The sequence below is a fragment of the Paludibaculum fermentans genome (assembly GCF_015277775.1).
GTDB classification, from domain to species: Bacteria; Acidobacteriota; Terriglobia; order Bryobacterales; family Bryobacteraceae; genus Paludibaculum; species Paludibaculum fermentans.
This window is the reverse complement of sequence record NZ_CP063849.1, coordinates 6,204,249-6,222,011: the sequence shown is the minus strand read 5'-3', so window position 1 is coordinate 6,222,011 and position 17,763 is coordinate 6,204,249. Positions and strand designations below refer to the sequence as shown.

Sequence of the window (17,763 nt, the reverse complement as noted above, 5' to 3'; positions counted from 1 at the left end):
CTTCTCAACAAATAAGTAGTTTCGGATACGATATTCGCAGATGCCTGACTCGAGCCCGTCGCTGGATGAGCTGATGCAGTCCGTCTATGCGGAGATGAAGCGGCTGGCGGCCGCTCAGATGTATGGCGAGCGGCGCGACCACACACTGCAGCCGACTGCCCTCGTGCACGAGGTGTATCTGCGACTGGCGGGGCAGCACTGCATCGACTGGCGGAACCGCGCGCAACTGCTGGGCCTGGCGGCGCAGATGATGCGGCGCATCCTGCTGGACCATGCCGCCAGCCATAGCGCGGCTAAACGCTGGGGCGGGCTGATCCGGGTGCCGATGGACGACGGCGATGCGATGCTGCGCGGTCCGGAGGTCCAGATCCTGGATCTGGACCGGGCGCTGCGGCGGCTGGAGGAGATCGATCCGCAGCAGGCGCGCGTGGTGGAGTTGCGGTTCTTCGGCGGGTTGACGGCCGAGGAGGCTGCCGAATCGATGGGGATTTCGGTGGCCACCATTCACCGTGAGTGGGCGACGGCGCGTCTGTGGCTGCTGCGCCACGTCAGCGAGGCGCGGCGCAAATGATCGACCAGCGCTGGAGCCAGATCAAGGACATCCTGGCGGCCGTACTCGAGCTGGAGCCGGACCGGCGCGCGGCCTATCTCGATGACGTGTGCGCGGGGGATGCCGCCCTGCGAGCCGAGGTCGAGGCATATCTGCGGTACGAACCCGAGGCTGCGGAGAGGCTGCCGGTGACGCGCTGGTCAGAGATGGAGGCGGGGCCGGAGCCGGTGCCTGATGCACCGCCCAAGCGGCTGGGACCCTACCGGATTCTGCGCGAGTTGGGTGAAGGCGGGATGGGGATCGTCTATCTGGCCGTGCGCGACGACGGCGCGTATACGCAGCAGGTGGCGGTGAAGATCATGCGCTCCGGCGCGGGTGCGGCGCGCCTGGCGGAGCTGTTCCGAAGGGAACGGCAGATACTCGCCAGCCTGCGGCATCCGGGCATTGCCGCTTTGATGGATGGCGGCGCGACGGCGGACGGGCGCCTTTACTACGTCCTCGAGTATATTCAAGGCCGGCCGGTGATCGAATACTGCCGGGCCAGAGACTACACGGTCGACGAGCGGCTGAAACTGTTCATGCGGATCTGCGACGCGGTGGCGCACGCGCATCGCAATCTGGTGATCCATCGCGATATCAAGCCGGCGAACATCCTGGTGACCGAGGCCGGCAACCCGAAGCTGCTCGATTTCGGGCTGGCCAAGGTCTTTGACGAGGCCGTCGGCACGACCACTACGCAAACGACCTCAACCCTTCTGACCCCGGCGTATGCGAGCCCGGAGCAGGTGCGCGGCGAGCCGCTTTCGACGGCCACGGATATTTATTCGCTGGGCGTGGTGCTGTATGAACTGCTGTCCGGCCAAGGGCCGTACGCCGCCGTGGATACCTCGCCACTGGAGACCTACCGCGCGGTGTGCGAGGTAGAGCCTAAGCCGCCCAGCCATCTGGTGAAGTTGCCGCAGGAGTTGGATGACATCGTGCTGATGGCGCTGCGGAAGGAGCCGGAGCTGCGCTATGCCACGGTGGAGGAGTTCCGGCAAGACATCGAGAACCATCTGCTAGGCCTGCCGGTGCGGGCCTCGCGCGGCACCTTCACCTACAACACCGCCAAGTTCGTCCGGCGGCATCGCTGGGGCGTGGCGGTCTCGGCGGCGGCGGTGCTGGCCGCTTCCATCTTCATGGCCGCGATCCTGTGGCAGTGGCGGCAGAGCGAGTTGCGGTTCCAGCAGGCCCGGGGCTTGGCGCGCACCGTGATTTACGAGCTGCACGACGCGATTGCGGACCTGCCCGGCTCCACGCCGGCGCGCAAGCTGCTGGTGGAGCGCGCGCTGCACTACTTGAGGGAACTGGAGACCACCGGCGGCAAGAATCGCCAACTGCAACTGGAGATCGCGGCGGCGTACCTCAAGATCGGCGATGTCCAGGGTCACCAGAGCCGGGCGAACCTGGGCGATTTCGATGGAGCGTTGGACAGCTTCCGCCATGCGCGTGAGTTGCTGCTCGCCTATTTGAGATCTGATTCGCAAAACGACGAGGCGCAGCGGCTGCTGGTGGATGCGGATACGGGGCTTACGGACATCTACGAGATCCAGGGCGACGCGAAGGGCTGGAACGCGCTGCGTGCCGAACTGACGGGGCTGATGCGGACGAGGTCGCGGCGTTACCCGGACCGCCCGGAGCTGGATGCGTTGTACAAGGTGCGTATCGCCTATGACGCCGGGATGGACGGCAAATTGCCGGACGCGATTCCGCTATGGAATGCCGCGATCGCCGCCTACACCCAGTTGCTGGCGAAGGATCCATCGGACGCGAGCATGCTGCGTGCGCTGGCCCGCTGCCACAGCAGCCTGGCGCGCGCCAGCCAGCAGGCGGGCGACCTTGGAGCTGCGCTGCGGCACTTTCTCCAGGCGGAGCAACTGCAGAAGAAGCTGGTGGAGGCGATGCCGCGCAACACGCGGGGCCGCATGGAACTCTCCTTCGTTCTCGTGGAGATGGGGTGGATCCACCACATGCTGAAGGACAACCGCTCCGCCGTGGAGGACTACCAGAGGACGTTCGCCATCCAGGAGGAGCTCGCAGCCGAGGATCCGTCCGACTTCCGGGCACGGATCGAGCTGGCGAAGCTGATGATCACGGCGGCTCCGGCTTATCTGGACGCTGGGAATGCGCAGCGGGCGATTGAGCTGCTAAGTGAGGCGCGGCGGAGGTTGCTGGCCGAGCTGCGGCAGGCGCCGGACAACCACGACTTGAGGCTGCACGCCGGTTGGGCCGCGCTGAATCTGGGTGATGCGCAGGTGCGCCGGAAAAACTGGACGCGCGCTTTGCAGGCTTATACCTGGGCGGACGCCGACTTCCGCGCACTGCCAATGAGTGACCGGCTGCCGGGCGACTTCGACCCGGCCCGCATGCGGCGGGAGGCTTTGGCGGGAATCGCGCGCTGCCGGGGTCACATTTAGCGGGTTCTGGGTTTACACTCGCTGCATGTTCTCTGGAGCCCATGTACTTTTCTTCAGCCGCGATGCCGAGGCGGACCGCGCCTTTCTACGGGAATCGCTGGGAATGCCGTTTGTCGATGCGGGGCATGGCTGGCTGATTTTCCAGTTGCCGCCGGCGGAGACGGCCGTGCATCCAGCCGACACCACGGGGACCGCGCCCAAGAATGGCTCGCTGCTGCCGGCCGAGGTCTACCTGATGTGCGACGACCTGGAGGCCACGATGGGCGAGTTACGCGCCCGTGGAGTGGAGTTAGCGCCGGTCCAGGAAGAGCGCTGGGGCAGGCTGACCCGGCTGATGCTGCCCAGCGGAGGGGCGTTGGGGCTGTATCAGCCGAAGCATGCTACGGCGTTTGATTTGTGAGTTGGGGGGGGGACGGGGGCGGGATCGGGGGATCCCGCGCGGACCAGGGGGTCCGCCGTCCTACGGGGTTGGATTCGGGGCTTTGCGGAGGCCCCCGGCTTGGGTGCCCGGTGGGTCGCGTCGCGGTTTCGAACAGAAGTTTTCTGGGGCTTTTCCGATTGAGCTGGAAGTGGCTTCGTTGTTGCGGCGGGCCCCCGGCTGGCGCCGGGGGTAAGGCTGGGGGAGGCTTTGCGGACGCTTGCGGATTGGGTTGCCCAGAGGCGCGTCGCGGTTAGGACAGAAGTTTTCTGGGGGTTTTTGGGTTGGGACTGGAAGTGGCTTCGTTGTTGCGGCGGGCCCCGGCTGCCGGGGGTAAGGCTGGGGAGGCTTTGCGGAGGCTTGCGGCAGGTTGCCCAAGAATGGCTCGCTGCTGCCGGCCGAGGTCTACCTGATGTGCGACGACCTGGAGGCCACGATGGGCGAGTTACGCGCCCGTGGAGTGGAGTTAGCGCCGGTCCAGGAAGAGCGCTGGGGCAGGCTGACCCGGCTGATGCTGCCCAGCGGAGGGGCGTTGGGGCTGTATCAGCCGAAGCATGCTACGGCGTTTGATTTGTGAGTTGGGGGGGGGACGGGGGCGGGATCGGGGGATCCCGCGCGGACCAGGGGGTCCGCCGTCCTACGGGGTTGGATTCGGGGCTTTGCGGAGGCCCCCGGCTTGGGTGCCCGGTGGGTCGCGTCGCGGTTTCGAACAGAAGTTTTCTGGGGCTTTTCCGATTGAGCTGGAAGTGGCTTCGTTGTTGCGGCGGGCCCCCGGCTTGCGCCGGGGGTAAGGCTGGGGTACGGTCCGCGGACATAGGTAACGAATTGGACCGGCGACATCGGTAACACAGATCAGCGGCGCAAGAGATCTGATCCGCCTTATCGGTACGGCACGATGAGTGTCGATGCCGTGGAAGGAGACCAGAGCAATGGACCAACGGGTTCAACTATTGCAGGAGTACGACGAAGGCGAGACCGTGACCGCACTGGCGGAAGCCTATGGCGTATCGAGAAAGACGGTCCACAAGTGGATCAAGCGTCGAGAGGAGGAAGGCGTGGCCGGTTTGCAGGACCGCAGCCGGGCGCCTCATACCAGCCCGCAGGAAGTCAGTCAGGAAGTCATAGAGCGCATCCTGGCTGAGCGGCGGAAGTGGAACTGGGGCCCGCGCAAGCTATTGAGGAAGTTGGCCGAGGCGGAGCCGGAGAGGAAGCACTGGCCGGCGCCCAGCACCATCGCCATGATCCTGAAAAGAGCGGGTCTGAGTGTCACACGAAAGCGACGCTTGCGGACGCCGCCCTTCGGGCAGCCCTTTGCGTCCGTGGATGGACCCAATCGGACGTGGTGCGCGGACTTCAAGGGTTGGTTCCGTACAGGTGATGGCGTGCGTTGCGATCCATTGACCATCACGGACGCCCACAGCAGGTACTTGCTGCGCTGCCAAATTACGCCGAAGACGGATGGAAAGCATGCGGCTGCGATCTTCGAGGCGGCGTTTCGAGAGTACGGTCTGCCGGAGGTGATTCGTACGGACAATGGCACGCCGTTTTCGACGCGGGCGCCTGGCGGACTCAGTCGGTTGTCGATGCGCTGGGTTCGGCTGGGCATTCTGCCGGAGCGCACAGCACCGGCCTCACCGCAGGAAAACGGCCGCCACGAGCGCATGCATCGGACGTTGAAACAGGACACGCTGAATCCGCCGGCGGCCAACCCGCGCCAGCAGCAGAAGCGATTTCACGACTTTCAAAGGATCTACAACGAGCAGCGGCCCCATGAAGCCCTGGACTACGATACGCCGGCAAAACACTATCAGCCGTCGTTGCGCCCGATGCCACGTCGGATCCCGGAGGTGGAGTACCCGGCAGGGCTCGTGCTACGACGGATCCAGAATCACGGAGATCTCTACTACAAGGATCAGAGGATTTTCATCAGCGAGATCTTTGCGCGTCAGTTGCTTGGACTGCGGCAGGTTGACGATCGCTATTTCGAAGTGTTCTACGGCATGCTGTTGCTCGGCTGGCTGGACATAGAGCGTAATCGGTTTATGAGGAAGAAGCCGAAGGCGCTGGAGCAACAGGACGACGAATCCGCGGCGGTGCCGGCCGCTGAGTAAGGCCCATGGAAATGACGCACCGTGGAAAGCGAGGAAATCCAAAAACAGGATTCCCTCGCTTCCCACCGCGCTTGGAAATCGCTACGCGATTCCCACATTTCCACAGGCGTACGAATCCGGCTAGAATCGCGAAAGGCGATCAGACAAGCCCCCGCGACGACTGTTACCCATGTCGGTAGACCAGATTGTCACCCATGTCCGCGGCCGTAGGGGGGACCACGGGGAGACGCTGCCCTTCGGGTTGACGGATGCGTGTTTGACTGGCTGGGAATTCAGGTTCGGCGGTTTTTTGCGGCGGCTAGCGGGAGAACGATGCCGGTCGAAGGTGACAGTTGATGACTGGACCCGGGTACAACCATCCCGCACCCGCTCCTCCACGGGTGCAAGGGTGGCGCACTTCCGGTTGTCCGGGGGTGCCGGCGCCCGCTTACTGACGTGCGCGGTTCGTGAGAAAAGAAGGCATCCACCCGGCATCCGCCCCTCCGCGGATACCTGGGTGGTCTCCTCCGATTCAATATCTCGTCACTCTGGAACGCGGGATCGGCGGGAAAACCCTATCAGGAATTTATTCGACACCCACGGGCGGCATCCGCAGCCACCCTTGACGGCGCTGGGTGAGGCCCAGGCGGTGCATCATGCGGGTCATGGGTTGCACGCTGCGCAGCAGGCTGAGCATCGCCTCGTCGCGGGGATCGCTGCTATCTTCGCCCTCACCGTTCAACAAGGCCAGGAGAGCTTCCATGCGGCCTTTGGCCGGCGGGTAGATGCGCAGCTCAATGTCTTCCTTTTCAGGAATATGCGCAAGCTTCTTGGCGGCCTGGATGGCGGCGGGGAAGCCGCCCAGCTCGTCGACCAGGCCCCGGGCCAGTGCATCTTCACCGCTCCAGACGCGGCCGCGGGCGATCTCCTCGACACGCGCCAGCGGCAGTTTGCGGCCTTCGGCTACCTTGCGGGTGAAGTTCGAGTAGATGCGGTCGAGGGAGCCCCGGACGACGGCCCATTGTTCGGGCGTGAAGTCGGAATAGCCGTCGTACATGCCGGCATTGGGGCCGGTCTGGACGGCGTCGAAGGAGACGCCCAGCTTTTCCCAGAGGGCGCGGGTGTACATCTTGCCGGTGAAGACTCCGATGGAGCCGGTGATGGTGCCGGGCTGGGCGATGATGCGGTCTGCACCCATGGCGACGTAGTAGCCGCCGGAAGCGGCCAGGGCCGACATGGAGACGATGACCGGCTTCTTCGCCTGCCGCGCGCGCAGCACTTCTCGCCAGATGGTTTCGGAGGCGACGACGCTGCCGCCGGGGGAATCGACGCGGAAGATGATGGCCTTCACGTCCTTGTCGTCGACGGCTTTGCGAAAGGCGGCGGAGACGGTGTCGGAGCCCATGGACTCAGTGCCGTTCATGGGATCGAAGCCGCTGCGGCCGGAGACGATGTCGCCGGAGCCGTAGATGAGGGCGATGCGTTTGCCATCGGTGTGGAGGTCGTCGGTGCGGCTGTCGTAGGCTCCGAGCCAGAGCAATTTGGCGTTCTTGCCCGCGCGGACTTTGGCCTTTTCGTAAACCTCGTCCCGGTAAGCCAGGCCGTCGATCAGGTGCAGGGCGAGGGCGCGATCGCCGGGATAGGGTCCTTCGGAGAGGGCCTGCCGGGCGGCCTCGGTGGTGAGCTTGCGGCCCTGGGCCACGCCTTGGGCCATGACGGAGAAACTGGAATCGAGCAGGCGCTGTTCGGCTTCCCGGTGCGCGGGCGTGAATTCCTTCTCCAGGTAAGTGTTGATGGCGTTCTTGAATTCCTTGCGGCCTTCGTAGCGCGGCGCGATGCCGAGTTTGTCGAAGGCTCCGCGGATGAAGGGCACCTGGAACCGCATGCCGGCGACGCCGAAATCGGAGTTGGGCTGGAGCCAGATTTCGTCGCAGGCGGAGGCGAGATAGTAGGACGTCAGGCCGGAGTTCTCGCCGTCAAAATCCTCGGCATAGGCGATGGCGAACTTCTTCGATTTGCGGAAGGCGAGGATGGCGTCGCGAATCTCCTGGGCGTGCGCGGGCATGAGGGGGGAAGAACCGACGCGGACGATCAAGCCCTTCACTTTTGGGTCGAGCGAAGCCTTCTCCAGGGCGAGCACAATGTCGAGCAGGGTGGTGCCGCCGCGGTTCTGGAATTGCGAGAGGGCGTCGGACGGCGCCTGCTCCATCAGGTTCGTTTCCAGGTTGAGTTCGACGATCGTATTCTGGGCGACCTTGGCTACATTGCGTTGCGCCAGGAAGGCAATCAGAACGACCAGAAACCCGAGCACCACCACAAATCCGCCAATAATCGCCAGTGTCAGCCCGATCATCCTTCTCATTGCCCCAGTGTACGCTGGAAAGGGTGCATAGCTTTTTGATCGGTGAGGGCGACGCGGGCCAGCGGCTCGACCATTTCCTGATGACGCGGCTGCCGGAGTTCAGCCGGGCGCGGCTGCAGTCGTGGGTGGAAGAGGGCCGGGTGCAGGTGAACGGGGAGAGCCGCAAGGCTTCCTGGAAGCTGCGGTCCGGCGAGACGGTGGAAGTGGAACCGGCCGAACTGAAGCCGCTGCGCGCCTTTGCGGAAGACATCCCGCTGGAAATCCTGTATGAAGACGAGAGCCTGCTGGCGATCAACAAGCCGGCCGGGCTGGTGGTGCATGCCGGAGCGGGGAATGAATCGGGCACCCTGGTGAACGCGCTGCTGCACCACTTCGAATCGCTTTCGACCCTGGGCGGTGAGCTGCGGCCGGGCATCGTGCACCGGCTGGACAAAGGGACCAGCGGCGTGATGCTAGTGGCGCGCACGGATGCCGCGCACCGCAATCTGTCAGCGCAGTTTGCCGGGCGCAAGGTGAAAAAAGTTTACCTGGCGCTGGTAATGGGGCACGTCAAAAGGGATGCGGGGCGGATTGATACGGCGATTTCCCGCGATCCGGTGAACCGGACGAAGATGACGGCGCGGCTGGAAGAGGGGCGCGAAGCGCACACGGAATACTACGTGCTGGAGCGGCTGCCGCACCATACGCTGCTGCGCGTGCTGATCGGGACGGGGCGGACGCACCAGATCCGGGTGCACCTGTCGCAGTTGGGGCATCCGGTGGCGGGGGATCCGCTGTATGGGGCTCCGGCGGCTCCGGAGAACCGGCCGTGGCTGCATGCGTGGCGCATTACGTTCACCTCGCCGGCGACGGGCGAGGAGGTGACAATCGAAGCGCCGGTGCCGGCTGAGCTTGAGGCTTGGAAACAACGGCTCTTATAATCAAGGTGGTATTGAAGGTGAACCGAGGTTTTATGACGACGAGACGCTCATTCCTGTCGTTGGCTTCCTGCCTGCCGGCCCTGGGCCAGCAGGTCGCCGATTCCAACCAGACCATCACGTTCGACGTCACGCGCGTCAACCTGCTGTATACCGTTTCCGACAAACGGGGGCGGTTTGTGAACAACCTCGGGCGGGACGACTTCGAAGTCTACGAAGAGAAGAAGAAGCAGAGGATTCTGGAATTCGCTGCGGAGACGAACCTGCCCCTGCGCATCGGGCTGCTGATCGACACCAGCAATTCGATCCGCGACCGGTTCCGCTTTGAGCTGGAGGCTTCGGGCCAGTTCCTAAAGAGCGTCGTCCGCAAGAATGTCGACAAAGCGGTGGTGTACAGCTTCGATACGGAGACCCGCATTGTTCAGGATTTCACCGACGATGCCGACGTGCTCGACAAGAAGGTGCGCGAGTTGCGGCCGGGCGGAGGCACGGCGTTCTACGACTCCATCTTCCTGTGCTGCCGCGACCGCCTGGACAAGGAACAGCCGCGCCACAAGTTCCGGCGCGCGCTGATCATGGTGGGCGACGGCGAGGACAACAACTCCCACTACACGCGTGACCAGGCGCTGGAGATGGTCCACAAGACGGAAGTGGTGGTGTACTCCATCTCGACGAACACGACGCACAGCGAGACGAGCGGCGACAAGATTCTGAGATACTTCGCGGCGGAGACGGGCGGCCTGGCGTTTTTCCCGTTTAAGGCAGAGGACCTGTCGCAGGACTTCGAGAACATTGCGAACGAGCTGCGGTCGCAGTACAGCATCCTGTTCCGGCCGGAACCGCTGAAGACCGACGGTTTGTACCATCCGGTGCAGATCAAGGTGCGGGAGCGCAAGGATCTGGTGGTGCGCGCCCGCAAGGGCTATTACGCGCCCAAGGCCTGACAGCCGGCGCAGTGTTCGCACCTTTGACATCCCTTCGCGCTTAAATGGAAGCATGAGGGGATTCGTTCGATCATGACCGGCGATCCTGCGTTGTGGCATCGCCTGCAGTTCGCATTCACTATCGTTTATCACTACCTTTTTCCCCAGCTGACCATGGGCCTGGCGTGGTTCCTGGTCTTCTGGAAATATCTTCACTGGCGCACGGGCAATGCGCAGTATGGTGCGGCCGCACGGTTGTGGGCCCGCATCTTCGGCATCAACTTCGCCGTGGGCGTGGTGACCGGCATCCCGATGGAGTTTCAGTTCGGCACCAACTGGGCGTCGTTCTCGAAGTACTCCGGCAGCGTGATCGGGCAGTCGCTGGCGATGGAAGGAATGTTCGCCTTTTTCCTGGAAAGCGCGTTTATCGGCGCGTTGGTCTGGGGCGAGAAACGGCTGGGGCCGCGGAATCATTTCCTGGCGGCACTGGGCGTGGCCCTGGGCAGTTGGATCTCCGGCTATTTCATTATCGTGACCAATGCCTTCATGCAACATCCGGCCGGCTACGCCGTGGCGGCGGACGGCACTTTGAAGATCGGCAGCCTGAGCGAGTATCTGTTGAACCCGTGGGCACTCATCCAGTTCTGTCATAACCAGGCGGCAGCGGTGGTGACGGGCTCGTTCGTCATCGCCGCGGTGGGCGCGTTCTACCTGTTGAAAACGGAACATACCGAACAGGCGCGGCTCTACCTGCGGTGGGGCACTGCGATCGGACTGGCGGCGGCCCTGCTGGTGGCGTTCCCGACAGGCGACGCGCAGGCGAAGCTGGTGGCGCATCATCAGCCGGCCGCGCTGGCCGCGATGGAGGGGCGCTTCGAGACCGGGCCGATGGCCGACATCACCTTGATCGGCCAGCCCAATGTGAAGATGCGGCGGCTGGATAATCCCATCCGCGTGCCGGGCATGCTGAGCTTCCTGGCCTTCGGGACCTTTCACAGCAATGTGCAGGGCCTGGCGGCGTTTCCCGAAGACACCTGGCCCACGAATATCGAACTACTCTACTATGCGTTTCACGTGATGGCCGGGCTGGGCACCATCTTCATCGGACTGATGGGGCTGGCGAACCTGCTGCGCTGGCGCGGGCTGCTGGAGACGGCGCGGCCCATGCTGTGGGTGCTGATGCTGGCTTTCCCGTTCCCGTTCATCGCCAATACAGCGGGTTGGATGACGGCGGAACTGGGGCGGCAGCCGTGGCTGATCTACGGGCTGTTCCGGACCAGCGAAGGGTATAGCAAGGCCGTGAACTCGGGCGACGTGCTGTTTACCCTGATTGGGTTCACCGGGCTCTATTTCGTCGTTGGACTGCTGTATCTGTATCTGGTTGGCCGGGAAGTGATGCACGGCCCGCCCGCGGCGGAGGTGCTCTGATGGTGGAGGCATGGTTTGGCGTTCTGTGCCTGATGATCACGTTCTTCGTGATCCTGGACGGGTGGGACATCGGGGCAGGCATGCTCCACTTCCTGGTGGCGAAGAACCAGGACGAGCGGCGGGTGCTGATTGCGGCCGTGGGTCCGCTGTGGAGCTGGCACGAGGTGTGGCTGGTGGCGACGGGCGGCGTGCTGTTCGTGGCGTTTCCGCGGGTGCTGTCGATCGCGTTTCCGGGCTATTACCTGGCTCTTTTCCTGGTGCTGTGGACTCTGGTGCTGCGCGGGATTTCGCTGGAGTTCCGAGGTCACATCGACGACGGAATGTGGCGGTCGTTCTGGGACTTCGTGATTGTGGTGTCGAATACGCTGCTGGCTGTGCTGTTCGGAGCGGCGCTGGGGAATGTCGTGCGGGGGATGCCGTTGGGTCCGGAGGCGGAGCTCAGCCTGCCGTTGTTCACCCATTTCGGGGTAGAGGGCAGCGTCGGGATCCTGGACTGGTACACGGTCTCGGTAGCGGTGTTCACCGTGGTGACCCTGGCGGCCCATGGCGCTTCGTACCTGACGCTCAAGACGACCGGCGACGTGCATGACCGCAGCCGCCGCCTGGCCGGCCGGCTTTGGCTGGCGGTGGCCGTGCTGCTGGCGGTGGTGACGGGCATGACGGCCGTGGTGAGGCCGGAGCTGTTCTCAGGGATAGCCGGGCGGCCGCTGGCCTGGCTGACCGTCGCGGTGGTGATGGGCGGAGCCGGGGCGATCGGCACAGGGTTGCGGTACGGGCAGGAAGCGCGCGTGTTCCTGGGCGGGATCGCCTTCATCGCGGGGTTGCTGGCGACAGCCGCGGTGAGCCTGTTCCCGGTGATCCTGCACTCGACCCTGGACGCGAAGCACTCGATCACGGTCTACAACGGGTCAGCCGATCCCGCGAGCCTGTGGGCGGCGGCCTGGTGGTGGCCGGTGGCGTTCGTACTGTCATTCTTCTACTTCGGCTTCATCGGCAAGCACTACAAGGGCCGGGTGGAGGTTTCGAAGGACTCGCAACAGCCCTATTAGTGGCCATCTTTCGGCTGCGGGTTGAATCAGTTGACCAGATCGTACAGTCTAGTAACTAACGGGTCGGTTTTATGACTCGTCAGTCATTATGGCCGTACAAGGCAAAACAAAACACGAAGTGCTCTCCGCCTTTCGCACCGCTGAGATCCTCAGCGCGGCGCGTAAAGTCTTTGCGGAGAAGGGATTTAACGACGCCACGATGGACCAGATCGCGGAAGCGGGGGGGCTGTCGAAGGGCACGGTGTACCTCTATTTCCCGTCGAAGCGAGACGTCTACCTGGCCGCGCTGATGCAGGGCGCCGAGGAACTGGGCGTCCTGACGGTGCAGCGCATGGGTGCGGTGGCGGGGTTCCGGGCGAAGATCCGGGCGTTCTTCCAGACGCGCCTGCAGTACCTGGAAGAGAACCGTGATTTCTTCCTGATCTACCACTCTGAGTTCGGCAACATCATGCACCCGGTGGCGCTGTGCCAGGACTTCCGGGATCTCTACCTGAAGAACCTGGTGGCGTTTGAGGCCGTGCTGAGGGAAGGCCTGGAGGCGGGGGAGATCCGCGCCTCGAACCTGACGACCATCGCGTCGGCGATCTACGACATGGCGAAGGGGACGATGATGCGGCGCCTGATGCTGCCCACCGGAACCAGCGTGGACGAAGACGTGGAGACACTGACGGACCTGGCCTGGAAAGGAATCTCCAACTGATGAGGGGCATACACTTAGCGATTCTGGGCGGGCTGCTGGCGGGGTCGGTTGCGGCCCAGCAGAATCCGTTTCTGGGCGCAGTGCCTGAGGGGCAGGCGACGGCCGGACCAATGGCGCTGACGCTGCAACAGGCGGTGGCGCGCGGGCTGAAGCACAACCTGGGGTCGGTGCTGGCCGGAGAGTCGGCCAAAGCGGCGCGGGGCGAACGGCTGGTGGCGTTGAGCCAGTTGCTGCCGAACATCAACGGCCGGGTGGCCGAGACCTCGCAGCAGGTGAACCTGGCGGCCTTCGGCTTCGATTCGTTCCCGGGGATCCGGTCGATCATCGGACCGTTTGGCGTATTTGACGCGCGGGCGACGGTGTCGCAGACGATTCTGAACTTCCGGTCGCTGCGCGGGTCGCAGGCGAGCGTGGCGGCGCAGAAGGCGTCGGAGCTGTCTTACAAGGACGCGCGGGATACGGTGGCGCTGGTGGTGGCCGCGTTGTACCTGCAATCGAACTCGGAATCGAGCCGGATCGAGGCTGTAGAGGCACAGGTCGCGGCGGCGCAAGCGCTTTATGACCAGGCGGTTGACTTCAAGAAAGAGGGCATGGTGCCGGGCATCGATGTACTGCGTGCCCAAGTGGAACTGCAGGCGCAGAGGCAACGGCTGATCGCGGCGCGGAACTCCTTCGAAAAGAGCAAGTTGTCGTTGGGCCGGGCGATCGGGCTGCCGGATGGGCAGGAGATCCGGCTGGCCGATGTCATGCCGGAGGCGACACCGCCGGCTCCGGCCATGGAAGAGGCACTGACCCGGGCGTATGAGGGTCGGATGGACTATCTGAGCCTGTCGAGCCGGGTGAAGGCCGCTGAGTTGTCAGCGCGCGCGGCGTCGGCCGGGTATCTGCCGTCGGTGGGGTTCACAGGCGACTACGGTGTGCTGGGCAAGAGTCCGGTGAACATGCACGGCACGTTCATGGCGGGCGTCGGCGTGAACATCCCCATTTTCCAGGGCGGCCGGGTGAAGGGTGAGGTGCTGGAGGCGCAGGCGGCTTTGGCGAAGGAGCGGGCCCAGTTGGACAGTCTGCGCGGGCAGATCGCCTTTGAGCTGAGAAGCGCGCTGCTGGACCTGAAGTCGACGGCGGAGCAACTGGATGTGAACCGCTCGGCCGTGTCGCTGGCCAAGCAGCAGTCGGAGCAGGCGCGGGACCGGTTCGCGGCGGGTGTCACGAACAATCTGGAAGTGGTGCAGGCGCAGGAGGCGGTGGCTACCGCGAACGAGAACTTCATCTCGAGCCTGTACTCCTACAATCTGGCGCGGGCGCAGTTGGCCCGGGCCATGGGCGGCATTGAAAAGAACGTGGATGTCCTCTTCCCGGAAGGAAAGCAATAGGTATATGGGGAGCCCCAACATGGAACGTGAAGTGATGGAAACGACGCCGGCGCCGCCGCAGAAGTCCTCGCTGGTCAAGCCGGTGGCGGCGGTGGTACTGCTGCTCGTGCTGGCCGGCGGCGGTTATGCGTATTGGACTCATGCAGCCGGCCGGGAGTCGACCGACGACGCGCAGATCGACGGGCGCATTCACTCGGTTGGCGCGCGCGTAGGCGGCACAGTGATCGAAGTACGGGTGCGGGACAACCAGTTTGTGGAGGCGGGCACCGTGCTGGCGCGGATCGACCCGAAGGATTACGAGGTGGCGGTGGCCAAGGCGAAGGCGGATCTGGCCGAAGCCGAGGCGACGATGCAGGCGGACCGGACTGAGGTGCCGATCATGTCGGCCTCGTCGGCGAGCCGGCTGGATTCCGCCCATTCCGCGGTGCAGGAATCGAAGGCCACGCTGGCGACGGCGGAGCAGCAGGTGGAGTCGGCGCAGGTGCGGGTGAAGTCCGCGCAGGCGATGCTGCGGCAGGCGCAGGCGAACGGAGTGCGGGCGGCGAGCGACTTCAAGCGCTATGAGGCGCTGCTGGCGAAGGACGAGATCTCGAAGCAGCAGTACGACGCGGCGAAGTCGACGGCGGACGCCACGCAGGCGCAGGTGGAAGCTTCCCAGGCCCAGGTCCACGAAGCGGAGCAGGCGGTGCGGGTGGCGCAGAGCCAGTTGGGCGAGCACCGGGCCAAGCTGGCGCGGTCCGAGTCGGACGTGAAGGCGGCGGCCACGGCTCCGCAGCAGGTGTCGGCGACACGGTCGCGGGCGGAGTCGTCCAGCGCCAAGATGTTGCAAATGAAGGCCGCCCTGGAGCAGGCGGAGCTGAACCTGAGCTACACCACGGTGCGTGCGCCGGCGAGCGGGATTGTCAGCCAGAAGAGCCTGGAAGTGGGGCAGATCATCAACGCCGGGCAGCCTCTGATGGCGGTGGTCCCGATGGATGACATCTGGGTGGTGGCGAACTTCAAGGAGAACCAGCTGGCCCACATGAAGGTGGGGCAGAAGGTGGAGGTCTCGGTGGATGCGTACGGCGGCCGGAAGTATCAGGCGCACGTGGAGAGCATCGCGGCGGCGACAGGCGCGCGGTTCAGCCTGCTGCCGGCGGAGAACTCGTCTGGCAACTACGTGAAGGTGGTGCAGCGGGTGCCGGTGAAGATCCTGCTGGAGAAGGGTCAGGATCCGGACCATGTGCTGCGGCCGGGTATGTCGGTGATGCCGACGGTCGAGGTTCGCTAATGCGATACCGCGCACTGACGGTGGCCCGGGAGTACGGCAGCGGCGGGGCTGCCGTGGCGAAGATTGTCGCCGCCAAGCTGGGCTGGCGGCTGCTGGATAACGCACTGGTGCAGGAGATCGCGCGGGCGGCCCAGGTGTCGCCGGACTTGGTGCGGCAGTTCGACGAGAAGGTGGATTCCTGGCTGCACCGGGTGAGCCGGATAGCGCTATGGCAGGGGGCGATCGAGGGCGTGGCGGGTCCGGTGGGGACCAGCATCTTCGACGCCGAGACCGAAGCCCGGCTGGCAGGAGATCTCATCCGGGAAGCCTATGCACAGGGGCAGTGCGTGATAGTGGGCCGGGCCGCCCAATGCCTGCTGCAGGACAAGGCGGATGTTTTCCATACGTTTGTGTATGCCCCTTGGGATCAACGGATTATGCGGATTCGGCGGCGGGTGCCGGACTGCGGGGACGCCTGGGCGGAGATCGTGAATACGGACAAGATTCGGGCGCAGTATGTGAAGGAGCGCTTCGACTGTGTCTGGTCGGATCCGCATTTGTACGACCTGATGGTCAGTTCCGGTTTGGGCGAAGAGGAGGCGGCCTCGGTGATCGTCCACGCCATGTCGTTTGAGGAACGCTTATGAGCGCGACCGCCGAACGGCCGCATGTGAATCCCTGGATCGTCGCCATCGCGGTGATGTTCGGCACCTTCATGGAGGTGCTGGATACCACGGTGGTGAACGTGTCGCTGCCGCATATCGCGGGCAGCATGTCGGCGTCGATTGACGAGGCTACGTGGGCGCTGACCTCCTACCTGGTGGCGAACGCAATGATCCTGCCCATTACGGGCTGGCTGGCTAACTACTTTGGACGCAAGCGGTTGCTGATGATGTCCGTGATCGGCTTCACGGTGGCGTCGTTCTTTTGCGGCTTCGCGCCGACATTGCCGATCCTGATTGTGTTCCGCGTGATCCAGGGGGCGGCCGGCGGGGCGCTGCAACCGCTGTCGCAGGCTGTGCTGCTGGAGGCGTTTCCGCCGGACCAGCGCGGCAAGGCCATGGGGTTCTGGGGGTTGGGCATTGTCGTGGCTCCGATTCTGGGGCCGGTGCTGGGCGGTTGGCTGACGGATGCGTACAGTTGGCGCTGGGTGTTCTACATCAACATTCCGGTAGGGATCGCGTCGCTGCTGATGACGCGCTGGTTTGTGTTCGATCCGCCGTATATCCAACGCAGCAAGCTAGGTGTGGATTACTGGGGCATCGGGTTGCTGGCGGTGGGCATCGGCGGGCTGCAGATCGTGCTGGACAAGGGCCAGCAGGAAGACTGGTTCGCTTCGAGCTGGATCCTGAGCCTGTTCATCACGGCGCTGGTGGCGCTGGGGTGGTTTATTTACCATGAGTTGAGAGTGAAGGGACCGGTGGTGGACCTGCGCGTCTTCAAAGACCGGACATACTCCACGGGGACGTTGCTGATGACTATGCTCGGCTTCGTCCTGTACGGCAGCATGGTGCTGCTGCCCATCTGGCTGCAAACGCTGCTGGGTTACCCTTCGCTGCAGGCGGGTTGGGCGCTGGCGCCGCGCGGGCTCGGCTCGTTCATCGCCATGCCGCTGGTGGGCGCCATGCTGTCGAAGTTCGATGCGCGGAAGTTTCTGGCCACCGGGCTGGTGGTCTCTTCGGCAACGCTCTTCCAGTTGTCGCGTTTGAATCTGAACGCCGGCTACTGGGACTTCTTCTGGCCGCAGTTCGTCCAGGGGGTGTCACTGGCGATGCTGTTCGTGCCGTTGACGACCATTACGATGTCGCGGATCCCGAAGGAGAAGATGGGCAACGCGGCAAGCATGTTCAATCTGCTGAGGAACATCGGCGGCAGCGTGGGCATCGCGGGCGTCACCACGATGGTGGCGCGCTTCGCGCAGTCGAACACGGCTGACCTCGTTCACCAGATCACGCCCTACAACCAGAAGGCCATGGGGCTGATGCGCGGGATGCAGCAGTCGATGATGGCGCACGGGTCGGCTCCCAATGTGGCCTACCGGCAGAGCTACGCCCAGATGTTCGGACTGGTGCAGCAGCAGGCGACGATCCTGTCGTTCCTGGAGATTTTCCGCATCCTGTCGGTGATCTTCCTGGCGCTGGTGCCGCTGGTGCTGATCATGAAGCGGCCGGGGAAGATGGCTGGTCCGGTGGCGGCGCATTAGGGTTGCGTCGATTAGGCAGCGTATTCGACGCAAATTATGCGTTGA

Annotated in this window: 15 protein-coding genes; 14 read left to right on the top strand and 1 reads right to left on the bottom strand. The window is 64.2% G+C overall.

What is annotated here, in order from left to right; all coding sequences use genetic code 11:
- Positions 1 to 40: 40 nt before the first annotated feature.
- The 5 genes from IRI77_RS24485 to IRI77_RS24465 all read left to right on the top strand — a co-directional run bounded on the left by IRI77_RS24485 (position 41) and on the right by IRI77_RS24465 (position 5,535).
- Positions 41 to 571, top strand: coding sequence for an ECF-type sigma factor (locus IRI77_RS24485; protein WP_228486297.1), 531 nt, complete (start codon positions 41 to 43; stop codon positions 569 to 571).
- Entirely contained in the window at positions 568 to 3,006 is a 2,439-nt protein-coding gene (locus tag IRI77_RS24480; RefSeq protein ID WP_194447625.1) for a serine/threonine-protein kinase, read from the top strand. The genes IRI77_RS24485 and IRI77_RS24480 overlap by 4 nt, the downstream gene beginning before the upstream one ends.
- Positions 3,007 to 3,031: 25 nt before the next feature.
- Complete coding sequence (locus IRI77_RS24475) at positions 3,032 to 3,406, top strand: VOC family protein (RefSeq protein WP_194447624.1); 375 nt, start codon at positions 3,032 to 3,034, stop codon at positions 3,404 to 3,406.
- Between the two features lie 388 nt (positions 3,407 to 3,794).
- The gene (locus IRI77_RS24470) at positions 3,795 to 4,001 is read left to right on the top strand and encodes a VOC family protein (protein ID WP_194447623.1); all 207 of its coding nucleotides are present in this window, start codon (positions 3,795 to 3,797) and stop codon (positions 3,999 to 4,001) included.
- Between the two features lie 352 nt (positions 4,002 to 4,353).
- Positions 4,354 to 5,535, top strand: coding sequence for an IS481 family transposase (locus tag IRI77_RS24465; RefSeq protein WP_228486229.1), 1,182 nt, complete (start codon positions 4,354 to 4,356; stop codon positions 5,533 to 5,535).
- Between the two features lie 565 nt (positions 5,536 to 6,100).
- On the opposite strand, the gene sppA is transcribed toward IRI77_RS24465, so the two are convergent.
- Entirely contained in the window at positions 6,101 to 7,867 is a 1,767-nt protein-coding gene (gene sppA, locus IRI77_RS24460) for a signal peptide peptidase SppA (RefSeq protein WP_194447622.1), read from the bottom strand.
- 32 nt (positions 7,868 to 7,899) lie between these two features.
- Between sppA and IRI77_RS24455 the strand changes: the two genes are divergently transcribed.
- The 9 genes from IRI77_RS24455 to IRI77_RS24415 all read left to right on the top strand — a co-directional run bounded on the left by IRI77_RS24455 (position 7,900) and on the right by IRI77_RS24415 (position 17,718).
- Positions 7,900 to 8,796: an RluA family pseudouridine synthase gene (locus tag IRI77_RS24455; RefSeq protein ID WP_228486296.1), complete on the top strand. Its 897-nt coding sequence runs from the start codon at positions 7,900 to 7,902 to the stop codon at positions 8,794 to 8,796.
- A gap of 32 nt (positions 8,797 to 8,828) precedes the next feature.
- Positions 8,829 to 9,737 (top strand): VWA domain-containing protein, encoded by a 909-nt coding sequence (locus IRI77_RS24450; protein ID WP_194447621.1) that lies wholly within the window; start codon positions 8,829 to 8,831, stop codon positions 9,735 to 9,737.
- 72 nt (positions 9,738 to 9,809) lie between these two features.
- Complete coding sequence (locus tag IRI77_RS24445; protein WP_194447620.1) at positions 9,810 to 11,144, top strand: cytochrome ubiquinol oxidase subunit I; 1,335 nt, start codon at positions 9,810 to 9,812, stop codon at positions 11,142 to 11,144.
- Complete coding sequence (cydB, locus tag IRI77_RS24440; RefSeq protein WP_194447619.1) at positions 11,144 to 12,193, top strand: cytochrome d ubiquinol oxidase subunit II; 1,050 nt, start codon at positions 11,144 to 11,146, stop codon at positions 12,191 to 12,193. Before IRI77_RS24445 ends, cydB begins: the two co-directional genes overlap by 1 nt.
- A gap of 118 nt (positions 12,194 to 12,311) precedes the next feature.
- The gene (locus IRI77_RS24435) at positions 12,312 to 12,893 is read left to right on the top strand and encodes a TetR/AcrR family transcriptional regulator (RefSeq protein ID WP_194447618.1); all 582 of its coding nucleotides are present in this window, start codon (positions 12,312 to 12,314) and stop codon (positions 12,891 to 12,893) included.
- Positions 12,893 to 14,266: a TolC family protein gene (locus tag IRI77_RS24430; protein WP_194447617.1), complete on the top strand. Its 1,374-nt coding sequence runs from the start codon at positions 12,893 to 12,895 to the stop codon at positions 14,264 to 14,266. Before IRI77_RS24435 ends, IRI77_RS24430 begins: the two co-directional genes overlap by 1 nt.
- Positions 14,267 to 14,285: 19 nt before the next feature.
- Positions 14,286 to 15,536: an HlyD family secretion protein gene (locus tag IRI77_RS24425; protein ID WP_194447616.1), complete on the top strand. Its 1,251-nt coding sequence runs from the start codon at positions 14,286 to 14,288 to the stop codon at positions 15,534 to 15,536.
- Positions 15,536 to 16,162: a cytidylate kinase-like family protein gene (locus IRI77_RS24420; RefSeq protein ID WP_194447615.1), complete on the top strand. Its 627-nt coding sequence runs from the start codon at positions 15,536 to 15,538 to the stop codon at positions 16,160 to 16,162. The genes IRI77_RS24425 and IRI77_RS24420 overlap by 1 nt, the downstream gene beginning before the upstream one ends.
- On the top strand, positions 16,159 to 17,718 hold the full coding sequence (locus tag IRI77_RS24415) for a DHA2 family efflux MFS transporter permease subunit (RefSeq protein WP_194447614.1): 1,560 nt from the start codon (positions 16,159 to 16,161) through the stop codon (positions 17,716 to 17,718). The genes IRI77_RS24420 and IRI77_RS24415 overlap by 4 nt, the downstream gene beginning before the upstream one ends.
- The last annotated feature ends 45 nt before the right edge of the window (positions 17,719 to 17,763 follow it).

Excerpts from the sequence above, each read along its gene's own strand:
- IRI77_RS24430 (WP_194447617.1), top strand. The coding sequence starts at position 12,893 with ATGAGGGGCATACACTTAGCGATTCTGGGCGGGCTGCTGGCGGGGTCG.
- IRI77_RS24475 (WP_194447624.1), top strand. The coding sequence starts at position 3,032 with ATGTTCTCTGGAGCCCATGTACTTTTCTTCAGCCGCGATGCCGAGGCG.
- IRI77_RS24480 (WP_194447625.1), top strand. The coding sequence starts at position 568 with ATGATCGACCAGCGCTGGAGCCAGATCAAGGACATCCTGGCGGCCGTA.
- IRI77_RS24485 (WP_228486297.1), top strand. The coding sequence starts at position 41 with ATGCCTGACTCGAGCCCGTCGCTGGATGAGCTGATGCAGTCCGTCTAT.
- sppA (WP_194447622.1), bottom strand. The coding sequence starts at position 7,867 with ATGATCGGGCTGACACTGGCGATTATTGGCGGATTTGTGGTGGTGCTC.
- IRI77_RS24425 (WP_194447616.1), top strand. The coding sequence starts at position 14,286 with ATGGAACGTGAAGTGATGGAAACGACGCCGGCGCCGCCGCAGAAGTCC.
- IRI77_RS24450 (WP_194447621.1), top strand. The coding sequence starts at position 8,829 with ATGACGACGAGACGCTCATTCCTGTCGTTGGCTTCCTGCCTGCCGGCC.
- IRI77_RS24415 (WP_194447614.1), top strand. The coding sequence starts at position 16,159 with ATGAGCGCGACCGCCGAACGGCCGCATGTGAATCCCTGGATCGTCGCC.
- IRI77_RS24445 (WP_194447620.1), top strand. The coding sequence starts at position 9,810 with ATGACCGGCGATCCTGCGTTGTGGCATCGCCTGCAGTTCGCATTCACT.
- IRI77_RS24420 (WP_194447615.1), top strand. The coding sequence starts at position 15,536 with ATGCGATACCGCGCACTGACGGTGGCCCGGGAGTACGGCAGCGGCGGG.
- cydB (WP_194447619.1), top strand. The coding sequence starts at position 11,144 with ATGGTGGAGGCATGGTTTGGCGTTCTGTGCCTGATGATCACGTTCTTC.
- IRI77_RS24465 (WP_228486229.1), top strand. The coding sequence starts at position 4,354 with ATGGACCAACGGGTTCAACTATTGCAGGAGTACGACGAAGGCGAGACC.